The 15605-nt window shown below is 69.0% G+C and carries 13 protein-coding genes; all 13 read left to right on the forward strand.

Annotated features, from left to right (window positions below; all coding sequences use genetic code 11):
• Positions 1–14 precede the first annotated feature (14 nt).
• From AB0D53_RS05470 to nuoN, 13 genes are read left to right on the forward strand one after another with little or no spacing between them, the layout of a single operon-like run.
• A complete protein-coding gene (locus AB0D53_RS05470) occupies positions 15–569 on the forward strand; it encodes an NADH-quinone oxidoreductase subunit B (protein WP_030926341.1) in 555 nt (184 codons plus the stop codon).
• The gene (locus AB0D53_RS05475; RefSeq protein WP_362440493.1) at positions 566–1294 is read left to right on the forward strand and encodes an NADH-quinone oxidoreductase subunit C; all 729 of its coding nucleotides are present in this window, start codon (positions 566–568) and stop codon (positions 1292–1294) included. Before AB0D53_RS05470 ends, AB0D53_RS05475 begins: the two co-directional genes overlap by 4 nt.
• On the forward strand, positions 1294–2616 hold the full coding sequence (locus AB0D53_RS05480) for an NADH-quinone oxidoreductase subunit D (RefSeq protein WP_362440496.1): 1323 nt from the start codon (positions 1294–1296) through the stop codon (positions 2614–2616). The genes AB0D53_RS05475 and AB0D53_RS05480 overlap by 1 nt, the downstream gene beginning before the upstream one ends.
• Positions 2617–2645: 29 nt before the next feature.
• The gene (gene nuoE, locus AB0D53_RS05485) at positions 2646–3365 is read left to right on the forward strand and encodes an NADH-quinone oxidoreductase subunit NuoE (RefSeq protein WP_362441017.1); all 720 of its coding nucleotides are present in this window, start codon (positions 2646–2648) and stop codon (positions 3363–3365) included.
• On the forward strand, positions 3365–4741 hold the full coding sequence (nuoF, locus tag AB0D53_RS05490) for an NADH-quinone oxidoreductase subunit NuoF (RefSeq protein WP_362440499.1): 1377 nt from the start codon (positions 3365–3367) through the stop codon (positions 4739–4741). The genes nuoE and nuoF overlap by 1 nt, the downstream gene beginning before the upstream one ends.
• Entirely contained in the window at positions 4738–7269 is a 2532-nt protein-coding gene (locus AB0D53_RS05495) for an NADH-quinone oxidoreductase subunit G (protein WP_362440502.1), read from the forward strand. Before nuoF ends, AB0D53_RS05495 begins: the two co-directional genes overlap by 4 nt.
• Positions 7266–8669: an NADH-quinone oxidoreductase subunit NuoH gene (nuoH, locus tag AB0D53_RS05500; protein ID WP_362440506.1), complete on the forward strand. Its 1404-nt coding sequence runs from the start codon at positions 7266–7268 to the stop codon at positions 8667–8669. Before AB0D53_RS05495 ends, nuoH begins: the two co-directional genes overlap by 4 nt.
• Positions 8662–9309 carry an NADH-quinone oxidoreductase subunit NuoI gene (nuoI, locus tag AB0D53_RS05505; protein WP_362440509.1) on the forward strand — a complete coding sequence of 216 codons (648 nt, stop codon included), beginning with the start codon at positions 8662–8664 and terminating at the stop codon, positions 9307–9309. Before nuoH ends, nuoI begins: the two co-directional genes overlap by 8 nt.
• Entirely contained in the window at positions 9306–10133 is an 828-nt protein-coding gene (locus AB0D53_RS05510; RefSeq protein WP_362440512.1) for an NADH-quinone oxidoreductase subunit J, read from the forward strand. Before nuoI ends, AB0D53_RS05510 begins: the two co-directional genes overlap by 4 nt.
• Complete coding sequence (nuoK, locus tag AB0D53_RS05515; protein ID WP_072485616.1) at positions 10130–10429, forward strand: NADH-quinone oxidoreductase subunit NuoK; 300 nt, start codon at positions 10130–10132, stop codon at positions 10427–10429. Before AB0D53_RS05510 ends, nuoK begins: the two co-directional genes overlap by 4 nt.
• 14 nt (positions 10430–10443) lie before the next feature.
• Positions 10444–12339: an NADH-quinone oxidoreductase subunit L gene (gene nuoL / locus AB0D53_RS05520; RefSeq protein WP_362440516.1), complete on the forward strand. Its 1896-nt coding sequence runs from the start codon at positions 10444–10446 to the stop codon at positions 12337–12339.
• Between the two features lie 5 nt (positions 12340–12344).
• Positions 12345–13916, forward strand: a complete 1572-nt coding sequence (locus AB0D53_RS05525) for an NADH-quinone oxidoreductase subunit M (protein ID WP_329818548.1) — start codon at positions 12345–12347, stop codon at positions 13914–13916.
• Positions 13913–15577 carry an NADH-quinone oxidoreductase subunit NuoN gene (gene nuoN / locus AB0D53_RS05530; RefSeq protein ID WP_362440520.1) on the forward strand — a complete coding sequence of 555 codons (1665 nt, stop codon included), beginning with the start codon at positions 13913–13915 and terminating at the stop codon, positions 15575–15577. The genes AB0D53_RS05525 and nuoN overlap by 4 nt, the downstream gene beginning before the upstream one ends.
• The last annotated feature ends 28 nt before the right edge of the window (positions 15578–15605 follow it).

Here is a 15605-nt window from a genome sequence, read left to right on the forward strand (position 1 = left end):
CTGAGGGGCACACCATGGGACTCGAAGAGAAGCTGCCCAGCGGCTTCGTGCTGACCACTGTCGAGCAGGCCGCCGGCTGGGTACGGAAGTCCTCCGTCTTCCCGGCCACCTTCGGCCTCGCCTGTTGCGCCATCGAGATGATGACGACCGGGGCCGGGCGTTACGACCTGGCCCGTTTCGGGATGGAGGTCTTCCGCGGATCGCCGCGGCAGGCGGATCTGATGATCGTGGCAGGACGGGTCAGCCAGAAGATGGCTCCCGTCCTGCGGCAGGTCTACGACCAGATGCCCAACCCCAAGTGGGTCATCTCCATGGGAGTTTGCGCATCATCGGGCGGAATGTTCAACAATTACGCCATTGTTCAAGGTGTTGATCATATTGTTCCCGTTGACATCTATTTGCCCGGCTGTCCGCCGCGGCCCGAGATGCTGATGGACGCGATCCTCAAGCTCCACCAGAAGATCCAGGGCTCCAAGCTCGGGGTCAACGCGGAGGAGGCCGCCCGCGAGGCGGAGGACGCGGCGCTCAAGGCACTGCCCCTGATCGAGATGAAGGGGCTGCTGCGATGAGCGGGAACGACAACCACGACGAACAGGGCAACAACAACGGGGTGCCCGCCCCGCGCGCGGACACCGGCGAGGTCATCGGCGTACGCAAGGGAATGTTCGGCGCCGACAACGGCGGTGACACCTCCGGCTACGGCGGCCTCGTCCGCACCGTGACCCTGCCGGGCGCCACGTCCCGTCCGTACGGCGGCTGGTTCGACGAGGTCGCCGACGAGCTCGAAGGGGCTCTGGAGGAGCAGGACCTGCTTCCCGGGAACGCCATCGAGAAGACCGTCGTCGACCGCGGCGAGCTCACCTTCCACATCGCCCGCGAGCACCTCGTCCGGGTCGCACGGACCCTGCGCGACGACCCGGCGCTGCGCTTCGAGCTCTGCACGGGGGTGAGCGGCGTCCACTTCCTCGGCGACAAGGGCCGCGAGCTGCACGCCGTCTACCACCTGCGCTCGCTCACGCACGGACGGCTGATCCGCCTGGAGGTGTCGGTCCCGGACAGCGATCCGCACATCCCGTCCCTCGTCGAGGTCTACCCGACCAACGACTGGCACGAGCGCGAGGCCTACGACTTCTTCGGGCTCGTCTTCGACGGGCACCCCGCCCTCACCCGGATCATGATGCCGGACGACTGGCAGGGCTTCCCGCAGCGCAAGGACTACCCGCTCGGCGGCATCGCCGTCGAGTACAAGGGCGCCCAGATCCCGGCTCCGGACCAGCGGAGGTCGTACTCCTGATGTCTACTCCCCACGCAACGCCCCGGGCGACCACCGAGGGGACTGTATATACAGTCACCGGCGGTGACTGGGACGAGGTCGTCGAGTCCGCGGTCAAGTCCGACGACGAGCGCATCATTGTCAACATGGGCCCCCAGCACCCGTCCACGCACGGTGTTCTGCGGCTGATCCTGGAGATCGACGGCGAGACCGTCACCGAGGCCCGCTGCGGCATCGGCTACCTCCACACCGGCATCGAGAAGAACCTCGAATTCCGGAACTGGACGCAGGGCACCACCTTCGTCACGCGCATGGACTACCTGACGCCCTTCTTCAACGAGGCGGCGTACTGCCTCGGCGTCGAGAAGCTCCTCGGCATCGAGGACCAGATCCCCGACCGGGCCACCATCCTGCGCGTGCTCCTGATGGAGCTCAACCGGATCTCCTCGCACCTGGTGTGCATCGCCACCGGCGGCATGGAGCTCGGCGCCACCACGATCATGATCTACGGCTTCCGTGATCGTGAACTCGTTCTCGACCTCTTCGAGCTGATCACCGGCCTGCGCATGAACCACGCGTTCATCCGACCCGGCGGACTCGCCCAGGACCTGCCGCCCGGCGCGATCGACCAGCTGCGCGAGTTCGTGAAGACCATGAAGAAGAACCTGCCGGAGTACGACAAGCTCGCCACCGGCAACCCCATCTTCAAGGCCCGCATGCAGGACGTCGGCTATCTCGACCTGACCGGCTGCATGGCCCTCGGCGCCACCGGCCCGATCCTGCGCTCCGCCGGACTCCCGCACGACCTGCGCAAGACCGACCCGTACTGCGGGTACGAGAACTACGAGTTCGACGTCCCCACCGCCGACAGCTGCGACGCCTACGGCCGCTTCCTCGTCCGCCTGGAGGAGATGCGCCAGTCGCTGCGGATCGTCGAGCAGTGCATCGACCGGCTCGCGCCCGGCCCGGTGATGGTCGCCGACAAGAAGATCGCCTGGCCCGCCCAGCTCGCGCTCGGCCCCGACGGCCTCGGCAACTCGCTCGACCACATCAAGAAGATCATGGGCACCTCCATGGAGGCCCTGATCCACCACTTCAAGCTGGTGACCGAGGGCTTCCGGGTCCCGGCCGGACAGGTGTACACCGCGGTCGAGTCGCCCAAGGGCGAACTCGGCGTGCATGTCGTCTCGGACGGCGGCACCCGCCCCTACCGGGTCCACTTCCGCGACCCGTCCTTCACCAACCTTCAGGCCATGGCGGCGATGTGCGAGGGCGGCCAGGTCGCCGACGTCATCGTCGCCGTCGCGTCCATCGACCCCGTGATGGGAGGCGTCGACCGGTGACCGAAGCACGTCAGGAAGTCAGTCTGGGGATGCCGCAGCTCCCCGCCCCCGCCTACCCGGCCGAGGTGCGCGCCAGGCTCGAAGCGGACGCGAAGGAGGTGATCGCCCGCTACCCCGACAGCCGCTCCGCCCTGCTGCCGCTGCTGCACCTGGTGCAGTCCGAGGAGGGCTACGTCTCCCGTACGGGCATGGCGTTCTGCGCCGAGCTCCTCGGCCTCACCACCGCCGAGGTCACCGCGGTCGCCACCTTCTACACGATGTACCGGCGCAGGGCCGGCGGCGACTACCAGGTCGGTGTCTGCACCAACACGCTGTGCGCGGTGATGGGCGGCGACGCCATCTTCGACCGGCTCAAGGAGCACCTCGGCGTCGGCAACGACGAGACCACCGAGGACGGGAAGATCACCCTCGAACACATCGAGTGCAACGCGGCCTGCGACTTCGCCCCCGTGGTGATGGTCAACTGGGAGTTCTTCGACAACCAGACGCCCGAGAGCGCGACCCGCATGGTCGACGACCTGATCGCCGGGCGCACCGTCGAACCCACCCGCGGCGCCCCGCTCTGCTCGTACAAGGAGACCGCCCGGATCCTGGCCGGCTTCCCCGACGAGCGCCCCGGCGCCGTCGAGGCCTCCGGCGGCGCGGGCCCCGCCTCGCTGATCGGCCTCCGCCTCGCCAAGGGCGAGGAGACGCACCCGCGCGTCGTCGCCCCGCGCGGCGAACGCCCGCATGCCGAGGAGGGGGAGTGATGACGTTGACGACCGAGATCAACGACAACGGAGGCGGCAACGGGGACAGCCCCGAGAAACTGCTCGCCCCCGTCCTCTCCGCCTTCTGGGACCAGCCGGAGTCCTGGACCCTGGAGACCTACCGGCGCCACGAGGGATACGAGGGACTGCGCAAGGCCCTCGCCATGGCGCCGGACGACCTCATCGCGTACGTCAAGGACTCCGGTCTGCGCGGCCGCGGCGGCGCCGGCTTCCCCACCGGGATGAAGTGGCAGTTCATCCCCCAGGGAGACGGCAAACCGCACTATCTGGTTGTCAACGCCGACGAATCGGAACCGGGCACCTGCAAGGACATCCCGCTCCTGTTCGCCAATCCGCACAGCCTCATCGAGGGCATCGTGATCGCCTGTTACGCGATCCGTTCGTCGCACGCGTTCATCTACTTGCGCGGTGAGGTCGTCCCCGTGCTGCGACGTCTGCACGAGGCCGTACGAGAGGCGTACGAGGCGGGTTATCTGGGGACGGACATCCTGGGCTCAGGGCTCGATCTGGAACTCACGGTGCACGCCGGTGCCGGCGCGTACATCTGTGGTGAGGAAACCGCGCTGCTCGACTCTCTCGAAGGACGGCGTGGCCAGCCCCGGCTGCGACCCCCCTTCCCCGCGGTCGCCGGTCTGTACGCCTGCCCCACTGTGGTGAACAACGTCGAGTCCATCGCCTCGGTTCCCGCGATCCTGAACCGGGGCAAGGACTGGTTCAAGTCGATGGGCAGCGAGAAGTCCCCCGGCTTCACGCTGTACTCGCTCAGCGGGCACGTCGCGGGCCCCGGCCAGTACGAGGCGCCGCTCGGCATCACGCTGCGCCAACTGCTCGACATGAGCGGCGGCATGCGCCCCGGCCACCGGCTGAAGTTCTGGACCCCGGGCGGCTCGTCGACCCCGATGTTCACCGACGAGCACCTCGACGTACCGCTCGACTACGAGGGCGTCGGCGCCGCCGGATCCATGCTCGGCACCAAGGCGCTCCAGTGCTTCGACGAGACGACCTGCGTCGTGCGGGCCGTCACCCGCTGGACCGAGTTCTACGCCCACGAGTCCTGCGGCAAGTGCACGCCCTGCCGCGAAGGCACCTACTGGCTGGTCCAGTTGCTCCGCGACATCGAGGCCGGCAAGGGACAGATGTCCGACCTCGACAAGCTGAACGACATCGCCGACAACATCAACGGCAAGTCCTTCTGCGCCCTCGGCGACGGCGCCGCCTCGCCGATCTTCTCCTCGCTGAAGTACTTCCGCGAGGAGTACGAGCAGCACATCACGGGCAAGGGCTGCCCCTTCGATCCCGCCAGGTCGACCGTCTGGGCCGACGACAAGAACGCTCACCAGGGGGTGAACGCATGACAGTCACCACGAGTGCGCCCTCCGGGGGCGGCGAGGCGGCCATCCCGCCCGAGGACCTGGTCACGCTGACCATCGACGGCATCGAGATCAGCGTGCCCAAGGGCACCCTGGTCATCCGGGCCGCCGAACTCCTCGGCATCGAGATCCCGCGCTTCTGCGACCACCCGCTCCTCGACCCGGCCGGCGCCTGCCGCCAGTGCATCGTCGAGGTCGAGGGCCAGCGCAAGCCGATGGCGTCCTGCACCATCACCTGCACCGACGGCATGGTGGTGAAGTCGCAGCTCACCTCGCCGGTCGCCGAGAAGGCCCAGAAGGGTGTGATGGAGCTGCTGCTCATCAACCACCCGCTGGACTGCCCGGTCTGCGACAAGGGCGGCGAGTGCCCGCTGCAGAACCAGGCGATGTCGCACGGCGACGCGGACTCCCGCTTCGACGGCAAGAAGCGCACGTACGAGAAGCCCGTCCCGATCTCCACCCAGGTGCTGCTGGACCGTGAGCGGTGCGTGCTCTGCGCGCGCTGCACCCGGTTCTCCAACCAGGTGGCGGGCGACCCGATGATCGAGCTGATCGAGCGCGGCGCGCTCCAACAGGTCGGTACGGGAGAGGGCGACCCGTTCGAGTCGTACTTCTCCGGGAACACCATCCAGATCTGCCCGGTCGGGGCGCTGACCTCGGCGGCGTACCGATTCCGCTCCCGCCCCTTCGACCTGGTGTCCTCGCCGTCGGTCTGCGAGCACTGCGCGGGCGGCTGCGCGACCCGCACCGACCACCGGCGCGGCAAGGTCATGCGGCGGCTCGCCGCCAACGACCCCGAGGTCAACGAGGAGTGGGTCTGCGACAAGGGCCGCTTCGGCTTCCGCTACGCGCAGCAGAGGGACCGGCTCACCACCCCGCTGGTGCGCAACGCGGACGGCGTCCTGGAACCGGCGAGCTGGCCCGAGGCGCTGGCCGCCGCGGCCGCAGGCCTCTCCGCCGCGCGCGGCCGGACCGGCGTGCTCACCGGCGGCCGGCTGACCGTCGAGGACGCCTACGCGTACAGCAAGTTCGCCCGGGTCGCGCTGGACACCAACGACATCGACTTCCGGGCCCGGGCCCACAGCGGCGAGGAGGCCGACTTCCTGGCCGCCCGCGTCGCCGGGCGCGGCCGGGACCTGGACGGCGCGGGGGTCACGTACACCTCGCTGGAGAAGGCCCCGACGGTGCTGCTCGTCGGGTTCGAGTCGGAGGAGGAGGCACCCGGCGTCTTCCTGCGGCTGCGCAAGGCCAACCGCAAGCACGGACAGCGCACCTTCGCCGTCGCCTCGCACGCCACCCGCGGCCTGGAGAAGGCGGGCGGCACGCTGCTTCCCGCCGCCCCCGGCACCGAGACCGAGTGGCTGGACGCGATCGCGGGCGGTGTCGGGCTCGACGGCGACGGAGCCACGGCGGCCGAGGCGCTGCGGAGCGAGGGCGCCGTCATCGTGGTCGGCGAGCGGCTGGCCGCGGTGCCGGGCGGGCTCACCGCCGCGGTACGCACGGCGACCGCGACCGGGGCCGCGCTGGTGTGGATCCCGCGCCGGGCCGGCGAGCGCGGCGCGGTGGAGGCGGGCGCGATCCCGTCACTGCTGCCCGGCGGCCGCCCGGCGACCGACCCGCGGGCCAGGGACGAGGTGGCGGCCGTCTGGGGCGTCGCCGAACTCCCCTCCCGCTTCGGCCGCGACACCGGCCAGATCGTCGAGGCCGCGGCCACCGGCGAGCTGGGCGCGCTGGTCGTCGCCGGGGTCGAGGCCGTGGACCTGCCGGACCCGGCGCGAGCCCTGGAGGCCCTGGACCAGGTCGGCTTCCTGGTCTCGCTGGAGCTGCGGCCGAGCGAGGTCACCGAGCGCGCCGACGTGGTCTTCCCGGTCGCCGCGGTGGCCGAGAAGTCCGGCACCTTCCTCAACTGGGAGGGCAGGGCGCGGATGTTCGAGGCGGCGCTGAAGCCCGAGCAGATGACGCGCACGCTCGCGCCGGGCGATGCCCGGGTGCTGCACATGCTGGCCGACGCGATGGCCCGCACCGCCGGCGCCGGGGACCCCGGTCGCTTCGCGCTGCCGGACCTGAAGTCCGTACGCCGTGAGCTGGACCGGCTCGGCGGCTGGAGCGGGGCGCGCGCCACCGAACCGAACGAGCCGGCGCAGCCGCTGCCCAGGCCCGGCGACGGCGAGGCCATCCTCGCGGGCCACCGGATGCTGCTCGACCTGGGCCGGCTCCAGGAGGGCGACGAGGCGCTGGCCGGCACCCGGCACGCGGCGGTCGCCCGGCTGTCCGCGGCCACCGCGGCCGAGACGGGCGTGAAGGACGGCGATCTGCTCGCCGTCACCGGCCCGGCGGGCAGCGTCGCATTCCCGTTGAAGGTCACCGACATGCCGGACCGGGTGGTCTGGGTGCCGCTGAACTCCGTCGGGCGGGGCGTCCCGGCCGACACCGGCGCCCGGCCCGGCGGTCCGGTCCGGATCGGCCCCGCCGCACCGGGTACTTCCGACGTCACACCGGAGGTGGGGGCGTGAGTGCCTTCGCTCAACTGGCCGCGGCACCGCACAGCGCCGTGCTCGCCGCCGAGGACCTGTCGATGTTCGGCACCGACCCGTGGTGGCTCGTCGTCATCAAGGCGGTGTTCTGCTTCGCGTTCCTGATGGTGACCGTGCTCTTCTCCATCGTGTGGGAGCGCAAGGTCGTCGCCTGGATGCAGCTGCGCATCGGCCCCAACCGGCACGGCCCCTGGGGCATGCTCCAGTCCCTCGCCGACGGCATCAAGCTGATGCTGAAGGAAGACGTCATCGTCAGGCGGGCCGACAAGGTCGTCTACGTGCTCGCCCCGATCGTCGCCGCCATCCCGGCGTTCATGGCGATCGCGGTGATCCCGTTCGGCCCGTCCGGCAACGAGGTCTCGATCTTCGGGCACCGCACCTCGATGCAGCTCACCGACCTGCCGATCGCGATGCTGTACATCCTCGCGGTGGCCTCGGTCGGGATCTACGGCATCGTGCTGGCCGGCTGGTCGTCCGGATCGACGTACCCGCTCCTCGGCGGTCTGCGCTCCTGCGCGCAGATGATCAGCTACGAGATCGCGATGGGCGCCGCGTTCGCCTCGGTCTTCCTCTACTCCGGGTCGATGTCGACCTCGAAGATCGTGGAGGCGCAGCAGGACCGCTGGTTCATCATCCTGCTGCCGGTCTCCTTCATCATCTACATCGTCACGATGGTCGGCGAGACCAACCGCGCACCGTTCGACATGCCGGAGTCCGAGGGCGACCTGGTCGGCGGCTTCAACACCGAGTACTCGTCGATCAAGTTCGCGATGTTCATGCTGGCCGAGTACGTCAACATGGTCACCGTCTCCGCGGTCTCCACGACCCTGTTCCTGGGCGGCTGGCGGGCCCCGTGGCCGATCAGCACCTTCTGGGAGGGCGCGAACCACGGCTGGTGGCCGATGCTCTGGTTCGTCATCAAGGTCCAGCTGCTGCTGTTCTTCTTCATCTGGCTGCGCGGCACGCTGCCCCGGGTCCGCTACGACCAGCTGATGAAGCTCGGCTGGAAGGTACTGATCCCGGTCTCCGTGGTCTGGCTGATGCTGGTCGCGACGGTGCGGGCGCTGCGCAACGAGGGCTACGACTTCACGAAGATCGTGCTGTACGTGGCCGGGGCCGTGATCGCGATCCTGCTGATCTCCTTCGTCGCCGACATCTTCCGCGACAAGAAGGGCCGGGCCGCCGAGGCGGAGGCCGGACCGGAGCCGGAGTTCGACCCGATGGCGGGAGGGTTCCCGGTGCCGCCGCTGCCCGGACAGACCCTCCCGCCGGTGCCGCGCCGCAGGCCGCGGGGCGAGCGGGAGCTCGTTGTCAGTGGCGGGTCGGATACTCAGAGTGACGAGCACGCGAGTGACGGAAAGGAGGCCGACGGTGTCTGAGTCATCGGAGTCCTCGGGGTCCCCGGGATCCTCGGAGGAGAAGTTCCAGAACCCCGTCGCCGGCTTCGGCGTGACCTTCAAGGCCATGTTCAAGAAGCGGCTGACCGAGCAGTATCCGGAGACGCCGAAGGTGACGGCGCCGCGCTTCCACGGCCGGCACCAGCTCAACCGTCATCCGGACGGGCTGGAGAAGTGCGTCGGCTGCGAGCTGTGCGCCTGGGCCTGCCCGGCGGACGCGATCTACGTCGAGGGCGCGGACAACACCGACGAGGAGCGCTACTCCCCGGGTGAGCGCTACGGCCGCGTCTACCAGATCAACTACGCGCGCTGCATTCTCTGCGGACTGTGCATCGAGGCCTGCCCGACCCGGGCGCTGACGATGACCAATGAGTTCGAGCTCGCCAACACCACCCGCGAGAGCCTCATCTACACCAAGGACGAGCTGCTCGCGGGCCTGGAGGAGGGCATGGTCGACACCCCGCACGCGATCTTCCCGGGGATGGACGAACAGGACTACTACCGGGGTCTGGTCACCGAGGCCGCACCCGGTACGGAGCGTCAGACCGCCGTCTCCAAGGGCGAGAAGCCGGACGACGCGCACCGCGGGAACAACGGCTCGGCGCAGGAGGTGGGCGCATGACCGCCCTGGCCGCCGCGGCCTCCCAGACCTCGACCGGTGAGGCCGTCCAGTTCTGGGTGCTCGGGATCGTCGCCGTCATCGGCGCACTGTCCACCGTACTGATGAAGAAGGCCGTGCACAGTGCGCTGAGCCTCGCCGGGACCATGATCGTCCTCGCGGTGTTCTACCTCGCCAACGGGGCCTACTTCCTCGGCATCGTCCAGATCGTCGTCTACACCGGCGCGATCATGATGTTGTTCCTCTTCGTGGTCATGCTCGTCGGTGTCACCGCGGCCGACTCGCTGAAGGAGACCCTGAAGGGGCAGCGCTGGCTGGCCGCCGGCTGCGGGCTCGGCTTCGGCGTCCTGCTCATCGCCGGCATCGGCAACGCCTCGCTGAACAGCTTCAACGGACTCGGCACCGCCAACACCGAGCACGGCGGGAACGTCGAGGGGCTGGCCAGCCTCATCTTCACCAAGTACGTCTTCGCCTTCGAGATCACCGGCGCCCTGCTGATCACGGCGACGGTCGGTGCGATGGTGCTCACCCACCGGGAGCGCACCGAACGGGCCAGGACCCAGCGGGAGATGTCCGAGGAGCGCGTACGCGGGAAGCAGCTGCCGCCGCTGCCCGCCCCCGGTGTATACGCCCGGCACAACGCCGTGGACATCCCGGGCCTGCTCCCGGACGGTACGCCCTCCGAGCTCACCGTCATGCAGACGCTGCGCAAGCGCGGCCAGATCCGCGATGTGTCGGACGAGTCCCTGGAACAGCTCAGGGCGCTGGAGCAGCGCTCCGAGGAGCGGCTAGGCCGTGACAACGAAGAAGAGGAGGTCGCCAAGTGAACCCGGTCTACTACCTCTATCTCGCAGCCCTGTTGTTCACCATCGGCGCGGCCGGGGTGCTGATCCGGCGGAACGCGATCGTGGTGTTCATGTGCGTGGAGCTGATGCTCAACGCCTGCAACCTCGCGTTCGTGACCTTCTCCCGGATGCACGGCAATCTCGACGGCCAGATCATCGCCTTCTTCACGATGGTCGTCGCCGCCGCCGAGGTCGTGGTCGGGCTCGCGATCATCGTGTCGGTGTTCCGTTCCCGCCACTCGGCCTCGGTCGACGACGCCAGCCTGATGAAGCTGTAAGGGGACGTTGAATCGTGGAGAACCTGATCGCGCTGCTCGTCGCGGCGCCTCTGCTCGGAGCGGCGGTCCTGCTCTGCGGCGGCCGGCGGCTGGACCGGGCCGGGCACTGGCTCGGCACCCTGCTCGCCGCCGCGTCGTTCGTCATCGGTGTGGTGCTCTTCCTCGACATGCTGGGGAAGGGCGCGGAGGACCGGGCACTGCACCAGAAGCTGTTCAGCTGGATCCCGGTCGAGGGCTTCCAGGCCGATGTGGCCTTCCAGCTCGACCAGTTGTCGATGACGTTCGTGCTGCTGATCACCGGTGTGGGCACCCTGATCCACATCTACTCGATCGGCTACATGGAGCACGACGAGCGCCGGCGCCGCTTCTTCGGCTATCTGAACCTGTTCCTCGCGGCGATGCTGATCCTGGTCATCGCCGACAACTACCTGCTGCTGTACGTCGGGTGGGAGGGCGTCGGTCTGGCGTCGTACCTGCTCATCGGTTTCTGGCAGCACAAGCCCAGCGCGGCCACGGCCGCCAAGAAGGCGTTCCTGGTCAACCGGGTCGGCGACATGGGCCTGTCGATCGCGATCATGCTGATGTTCACCACCTTCGGCACCTTCGCCTTCGGCCCGGTCCTCGGAGCCACGGGGGAGACGAGCGAGGGCAAGCTGACGGCGATCGGCCTGATGCTGCTGCTCGCGGCCTGCGGCAAGTCGGCCCAGGTGCCGCTGCAGTCCTGGCTCGGTGACGCGATGGAGGGCCCGACCCCGGTCTCGGCCCTCATCCACGCCGCGACCATGGTGACCGCGGGTGTGTACCTCATCGTCAGGTCCGGCGCGATCTTCAACGCCGCGCCGGACGCGCAGCTGGTCGTCGTGGTGGTCGGAGCGGTCACCCTGCTCTTCGGTGCGATCGTCGGTTGCGCGAAGGACGACATCAAGAAGGCCCTCGCCGGGTCGACGATGTCGCAGATCGGCTACATGATCCTGGCCGCCGGGCTCGGCCCGATCGGCTATGTCTTCGCGATCATGCACCTGGTGACGCACGGCTTCTTCAAGGCCGGGCTCTTCCTCGGCGCCGGTTCGGTCATGCACGGCATGAACGACGAGGTCGACATGCGGAAGTTCGGAGGCCTGCGGAAGTACATGCCGGTCACCTTCATCACCTTCGGCCTCGGCTATCTGGCGATCATCGGCTTCCCCGGTCTGTCCGGCTTCTTCTCCAAGGACAAGATCATCGAGGCGGCCTTCGCCAAGGGCGGCACCGAGGGCTGGATCCTCGGCTCGGTGGCCCTGCTGGGCGCCGCGATCACCGCCTTCTACATGACGCGCGTGATGCTGCTGACGTTCTTCGGCGAGAAGCGCTGGCAGCCCGACGCGGAGGGCCATGAGCCGCATCCGCACGAGTCGCCGAAGTCGATGACCATCCCCATGATCGTCCTCGCGTTCGGTTCGGTCTTCGCCGGAGGCTTCTTCTCCATCGGTGACCGCTTCCTGAACTGGCTGGAGCCGGTCACCGGCCACAGCCACGGACACGCGCCGGTCAGCGCCACGACGGTCACCGCCGCCACCATGGTGGTGCTCGTCATCGGCGTCGCCATCGCCTGGGCGATGTACGGACGCAAGCCCGTACCGGTCGTCGCCCCGCGCGGCTCGCTGCTCACCCGGGCCGCCCGCCGCGACCTCCTCCAGGACGACTTCAACCATGTGGTCCTGGTCCGAGGCGGCGAGCACCTCACCCGCTCCCTGGTGTACGTCGACCACACCCTGGTCGACGGAGTCGTCAACGGCACGGCGGCCACGATGGGCGGGCTCTCCGGCCGGCTGCGCAAGCTGCAGAACGGCTACGCCCGCACCTACGCGGTCTCGATGTTCGGCGGTACGGCGGTTCTCATCGCCGCGACCCTGCTGATGAGGGCGGTCTGATCACGATGTCCTTTCCCCTCCTGACAGCGACGGCGGCGCTCCCGGCGATCGGCGCGGTCGCCACCGCCGCCGTCCCGGCCGCCCGGCGCACCACAGCCAAATGGCTGGCGCTGGTCTTCTCGCTGGCCACACTCGTACTGGCGGGCATCGCGCTCGCCCGCTTCGAGCCCGGCGGCGACCGCTACCAGCTCACCGAATCGCACGCCTGGATCAAGGACTTCGGCGTCCGGTACGAACTGGGCGTGGACGGCATCGGGGTGGCGCTCATGGCGCTCACCGCCCTGCTGATCCCCTTCGTCATCCTGGCCGGCTGGCACGACGCCGACCCCCTGGAGACGAAGTCCTCCCGCTGGCGCCCGACCCAGGGCTTCTTCGCCCTGATCCTGATGGTCGAAGCGATGGTGATCCTCTCCTTCGAGGCCACCGACGTCTTCCTCTTCTACATCCTCTTCGAAGCCATGCTCATCCCGATGTACTTCCTCATCGGCGGCTTCGGGGACCGGGCCCACACCGGCAGCGACGAGAACGCGGCGGCGCAACGCTCTTACGCCGCGGTCAAGTTCCTGCTCTACAACCTGGTCGGCGGGCTCATCATGCTGGCTGCCGTGATCGGGCTCTACGTCGTCGCGGGGACGTTCTCGCTCTCCGAGATCGCCGAGGCCCGCGCGAACGGCTCGCTGTCCATGGCGACCAGCACCGAGCGCTGGCTCTTCCTCGGGTTCTTCTTCGCCTTCGCGGTGAAGGCCCCGCTGTGGCCGCTGCACACCTGGCTGCCCAACGCGATGGGCGAGGCGACCTCCCCGGTCGCCGTCCTGATCACCGCGGTCGTCGACAAGGTCGGCACCTTCGCGATGCTCCGCTTCTGCCTCCAGCTCTTCCCGGAGGCCAGCAAGTGGGCGACGCCGGTGATCGTCGTCCTGGCGCTGATCAGCATCGTGTACGGGGCGCTGCTCGCCGTCGGCCAGCGCGACATCAAGCGTCTGATCGCCTACGCGTCGATCTCGCACTTCGGCTTCATCATCCTGGGCATCTTCGCGATGACCAGCCAGGGCCAGTCCGGTGCCACGCTCTACATGGTCAACCACGGCATCTCGACCGCCGCGCTGATGCTGGTGGCGGGCTTCCTGATCACTCGGCGCGGTTCACGGCTCATCGCCGACTACGGCGGGGTGCAGAAGGTGGCGCCCGTCCTGGCCGGCACCTTCCTGATCGGTGGCCTGGCCACCCTGTCGCTGCCGGGACTCGCCCCGTTCGTCAGTGAGTTCCTGGTCCTGGTCGGCACGTTCAGCGCCTACCCGGCGGCGGGCATCATCGCCACGACCGGCATCGTGCTCGCCGCGCTCTACGTCCTCGTCCTCTACCAGCGGACGATGACGGGCCCGGTGAAGGCCGAGGTCCAGGGCATGGCGGACCTCAAGGTCCGGGAGCTGGTGGTGGTCCTCCCGCTGATCGCGCTGCTGCTCTTCCTGGGGGTCTATCCGAAGCCGCTGACGGAGATCGTCAACCCGGCGGTGCAGCACACCATGTCGGACGTCCAGAAGAAGGACCCCCAGCCTGAGGTGGAGGCCGCCAAGTGAGCGCAACAGCTGTCCACAGCTTGTGGACAACGGCGGGCGGGGTGACATCGGCCGCCCCGGTCGAGAAGTTCAAGGCGCCGGTCATCGAGTACACCCAGCTGGCCCCGGTCCTCATTGTGATCGGTGTCGCCGTCGTGGGCGTACTCGTCGAGGCCTTCGTGCCGCGCCGGGCCCGTTATTACACGCAGGTCTTCCTCACGGTCGTCGCCCTCGCCGCCGCGTTCGCCGCGGTCGTCGGACTGGCGGCCGGCGGATACGGCACGACGAAGGCGCACATCGCCGCGATGGGCGCCATCGCGATCGACGGGCCGACGCTGTTCCTGCAGGGCACCATCCTGCTGACCTCGCTGGTCGCCGTCTTCACCTTCGCCGAGCGGCGGCTCGACCCCGCCGCGCACGGCAACCACGTGGACTCCTTCGCCGCCCAGGCCGCCTCGGTCCCCGGCAGCGAGAGCGAGAAGGAGGCGGTCAAGGCCGGATTCACCACCACCGAGGTCTTCCCGCTGGTCCTCTTCTCGGTGGCCGGCATGCTCGTCTTCCCCGCGGCCAACGATCTGCTGACGCTCTTCGTGGCCCTGGAGGTCTTCTCCCTCCCGCTCTACCTCCTGTGCGCCGTCGCCCGCCGCAAGCGGCTGATGTCGCAGGAGGCCGCGGTGAAGTACTTCCTGCTCGGCGCCTTCTCCTCGGCGTTCCTCCTCTTCGGGATCGCCCTGCTCTACGGGTACGCCGGCTCCGTCTCGTACGCGGCGATCGCGAACGTGGTCGACGGCTCCGTCACCCAGATCGACCCGGCACTCGCCGACACCATGGGCAACGACGCGCTGCTGCTGATCGGCGGCGCGATGATCCTGACCGGCCTGCTCTTCAAGGTCGGCGCCGTCCCGTTCCACATGTGGACGCCGGACGTCTACCAGGGCGCCCCGACCCCGGTCACCGGCTTCATGGCCGCGGCCACCAAGGTCGCCGCGTTCGGCGCGCTGCTGCGCCTGCTGTACGTGGTGCTGCCGGGCCTCGCCTGGGACTGGCGCCCGGTCATGTGGGCCGTCGCGATCATCACGATGCTGGGCGGTGCGATCGTCGCCATCACCCAGACCGACATCAAGCGGCTGCTGGCCTACTCCTCGATCGCCCATGCCGGATTCATCCTCGCCGGTGTGATCGCGACGACCCCGGACGGCATCTCGTCGGTCCTCTTCTACCTGGGCGCGTACTCCTTCGTGACGGTCGGCGCGTTCGCCGTCGTCACCCTGGTGCGCGACGCGGGCGGCGAGGCCACGCACCTGTCGAAGTGGGCCGGGCTCGGCCGGCGCTCGCCACTGGTCGCCGCGGTCTTCGCGGTGTTCCTGCTGGCCTTCGCCGGTATCCCGCTCACCTCCGGCTTCTCCGGGAAGTTCGCGGTCTTCAAGGCCGCGGCGGACGGCGGCGCGGGCGGACTGGTCGTGGTCGGTGTGATCTCCTCGGCGATCGCCGCGTTCTTCTACATCAGGGTCATCGTGCTGATGTTCTTCAGCGAGCCGAAGGCGGACGGCCCCACGGTCGCCGTCCCGTCCCCGCTGACGATGACGACGATCGCGGTCGGTGTCGCGGTCACGCTGGTGCTGGGCCTGGCCCCGCAGTACTTCCTGGACCTGGCGAGCCAGGCCGGAGTGTTCGTGAGGTAGCGCACACGCCGCACAGCTGGGACCCCGC

Origin of the sequence: Streptomyces sp. NPDC048295, from assembly GCF_040652135.1 — a bacterium.
GTDB lineage: Bacteria > Actinomycetota > Actinomycetes > Streptomycetales > Streptomycetaceae > Streptomyces.

What these genes read in the sequence shown, in the direction of transcription:
- AB0D53_RS05470 (WP_030926341.1), top strand. Translation starts at nt 15, where the DNA reads ATGGGACTCGAAGAGAAGCTGCCCAGCGGCTTCGTGCTGACCACTGTC.
- AB0D53_RS05475 (WP_362440493.1), top strand. Translation starts at nt 566, where the DNA reads ATGAGCGGGAACGACAACCACGACGAACAGGGCAACAACAACGGGGTG.
- AB0D53_RS05480 (WP_362440496.1), top strand. Translation starts at nt 1,294, where the DNA reads ATGTCTACTCCCCACGCAACGCCCCGGGCGACCACCGAGGGGACTGTA.
- nuoE (WP_362441017.1), top strand. Translation starts at nt 2,646, where the DNA reads ATGCCGCAGCTCCCCGCCCCCGCCTACCCGGCCGAGGTGCGCGCCAGG.
- nuoF (WP_362440499.1), top strand. Translation starts at nt 3,365, where the DNA reads ATGACGTTGACGACCGAGATCAACGACAACGGAGGCGGCAACGGGGAC.
- AB0D53_RS05495 (WP_362440502.1), top strand. Translation starts at nt 4,738, where the DNA reads ATGACAGTCACCACGAGTGCGCCCTCCGGGGGCGGCGAGGCGGCCATC.
- AB0D53_RS05510 (WP_362440512.1), top strand. Translation starts at nt 9,306, where the DNA reads ATGACCGCCCTGGCCGCCGCGGCCTCCCAGACCTCGACCGGTGAGGCC.
- AB0D53_RS05525 (WP_329818548.1), top strand. Translation starts at nt 12,345, where the DNA reads ATGTCCTTTCCCCTCCTGACAGCGACGGCGGCGCTCCCGGCGATCGGC.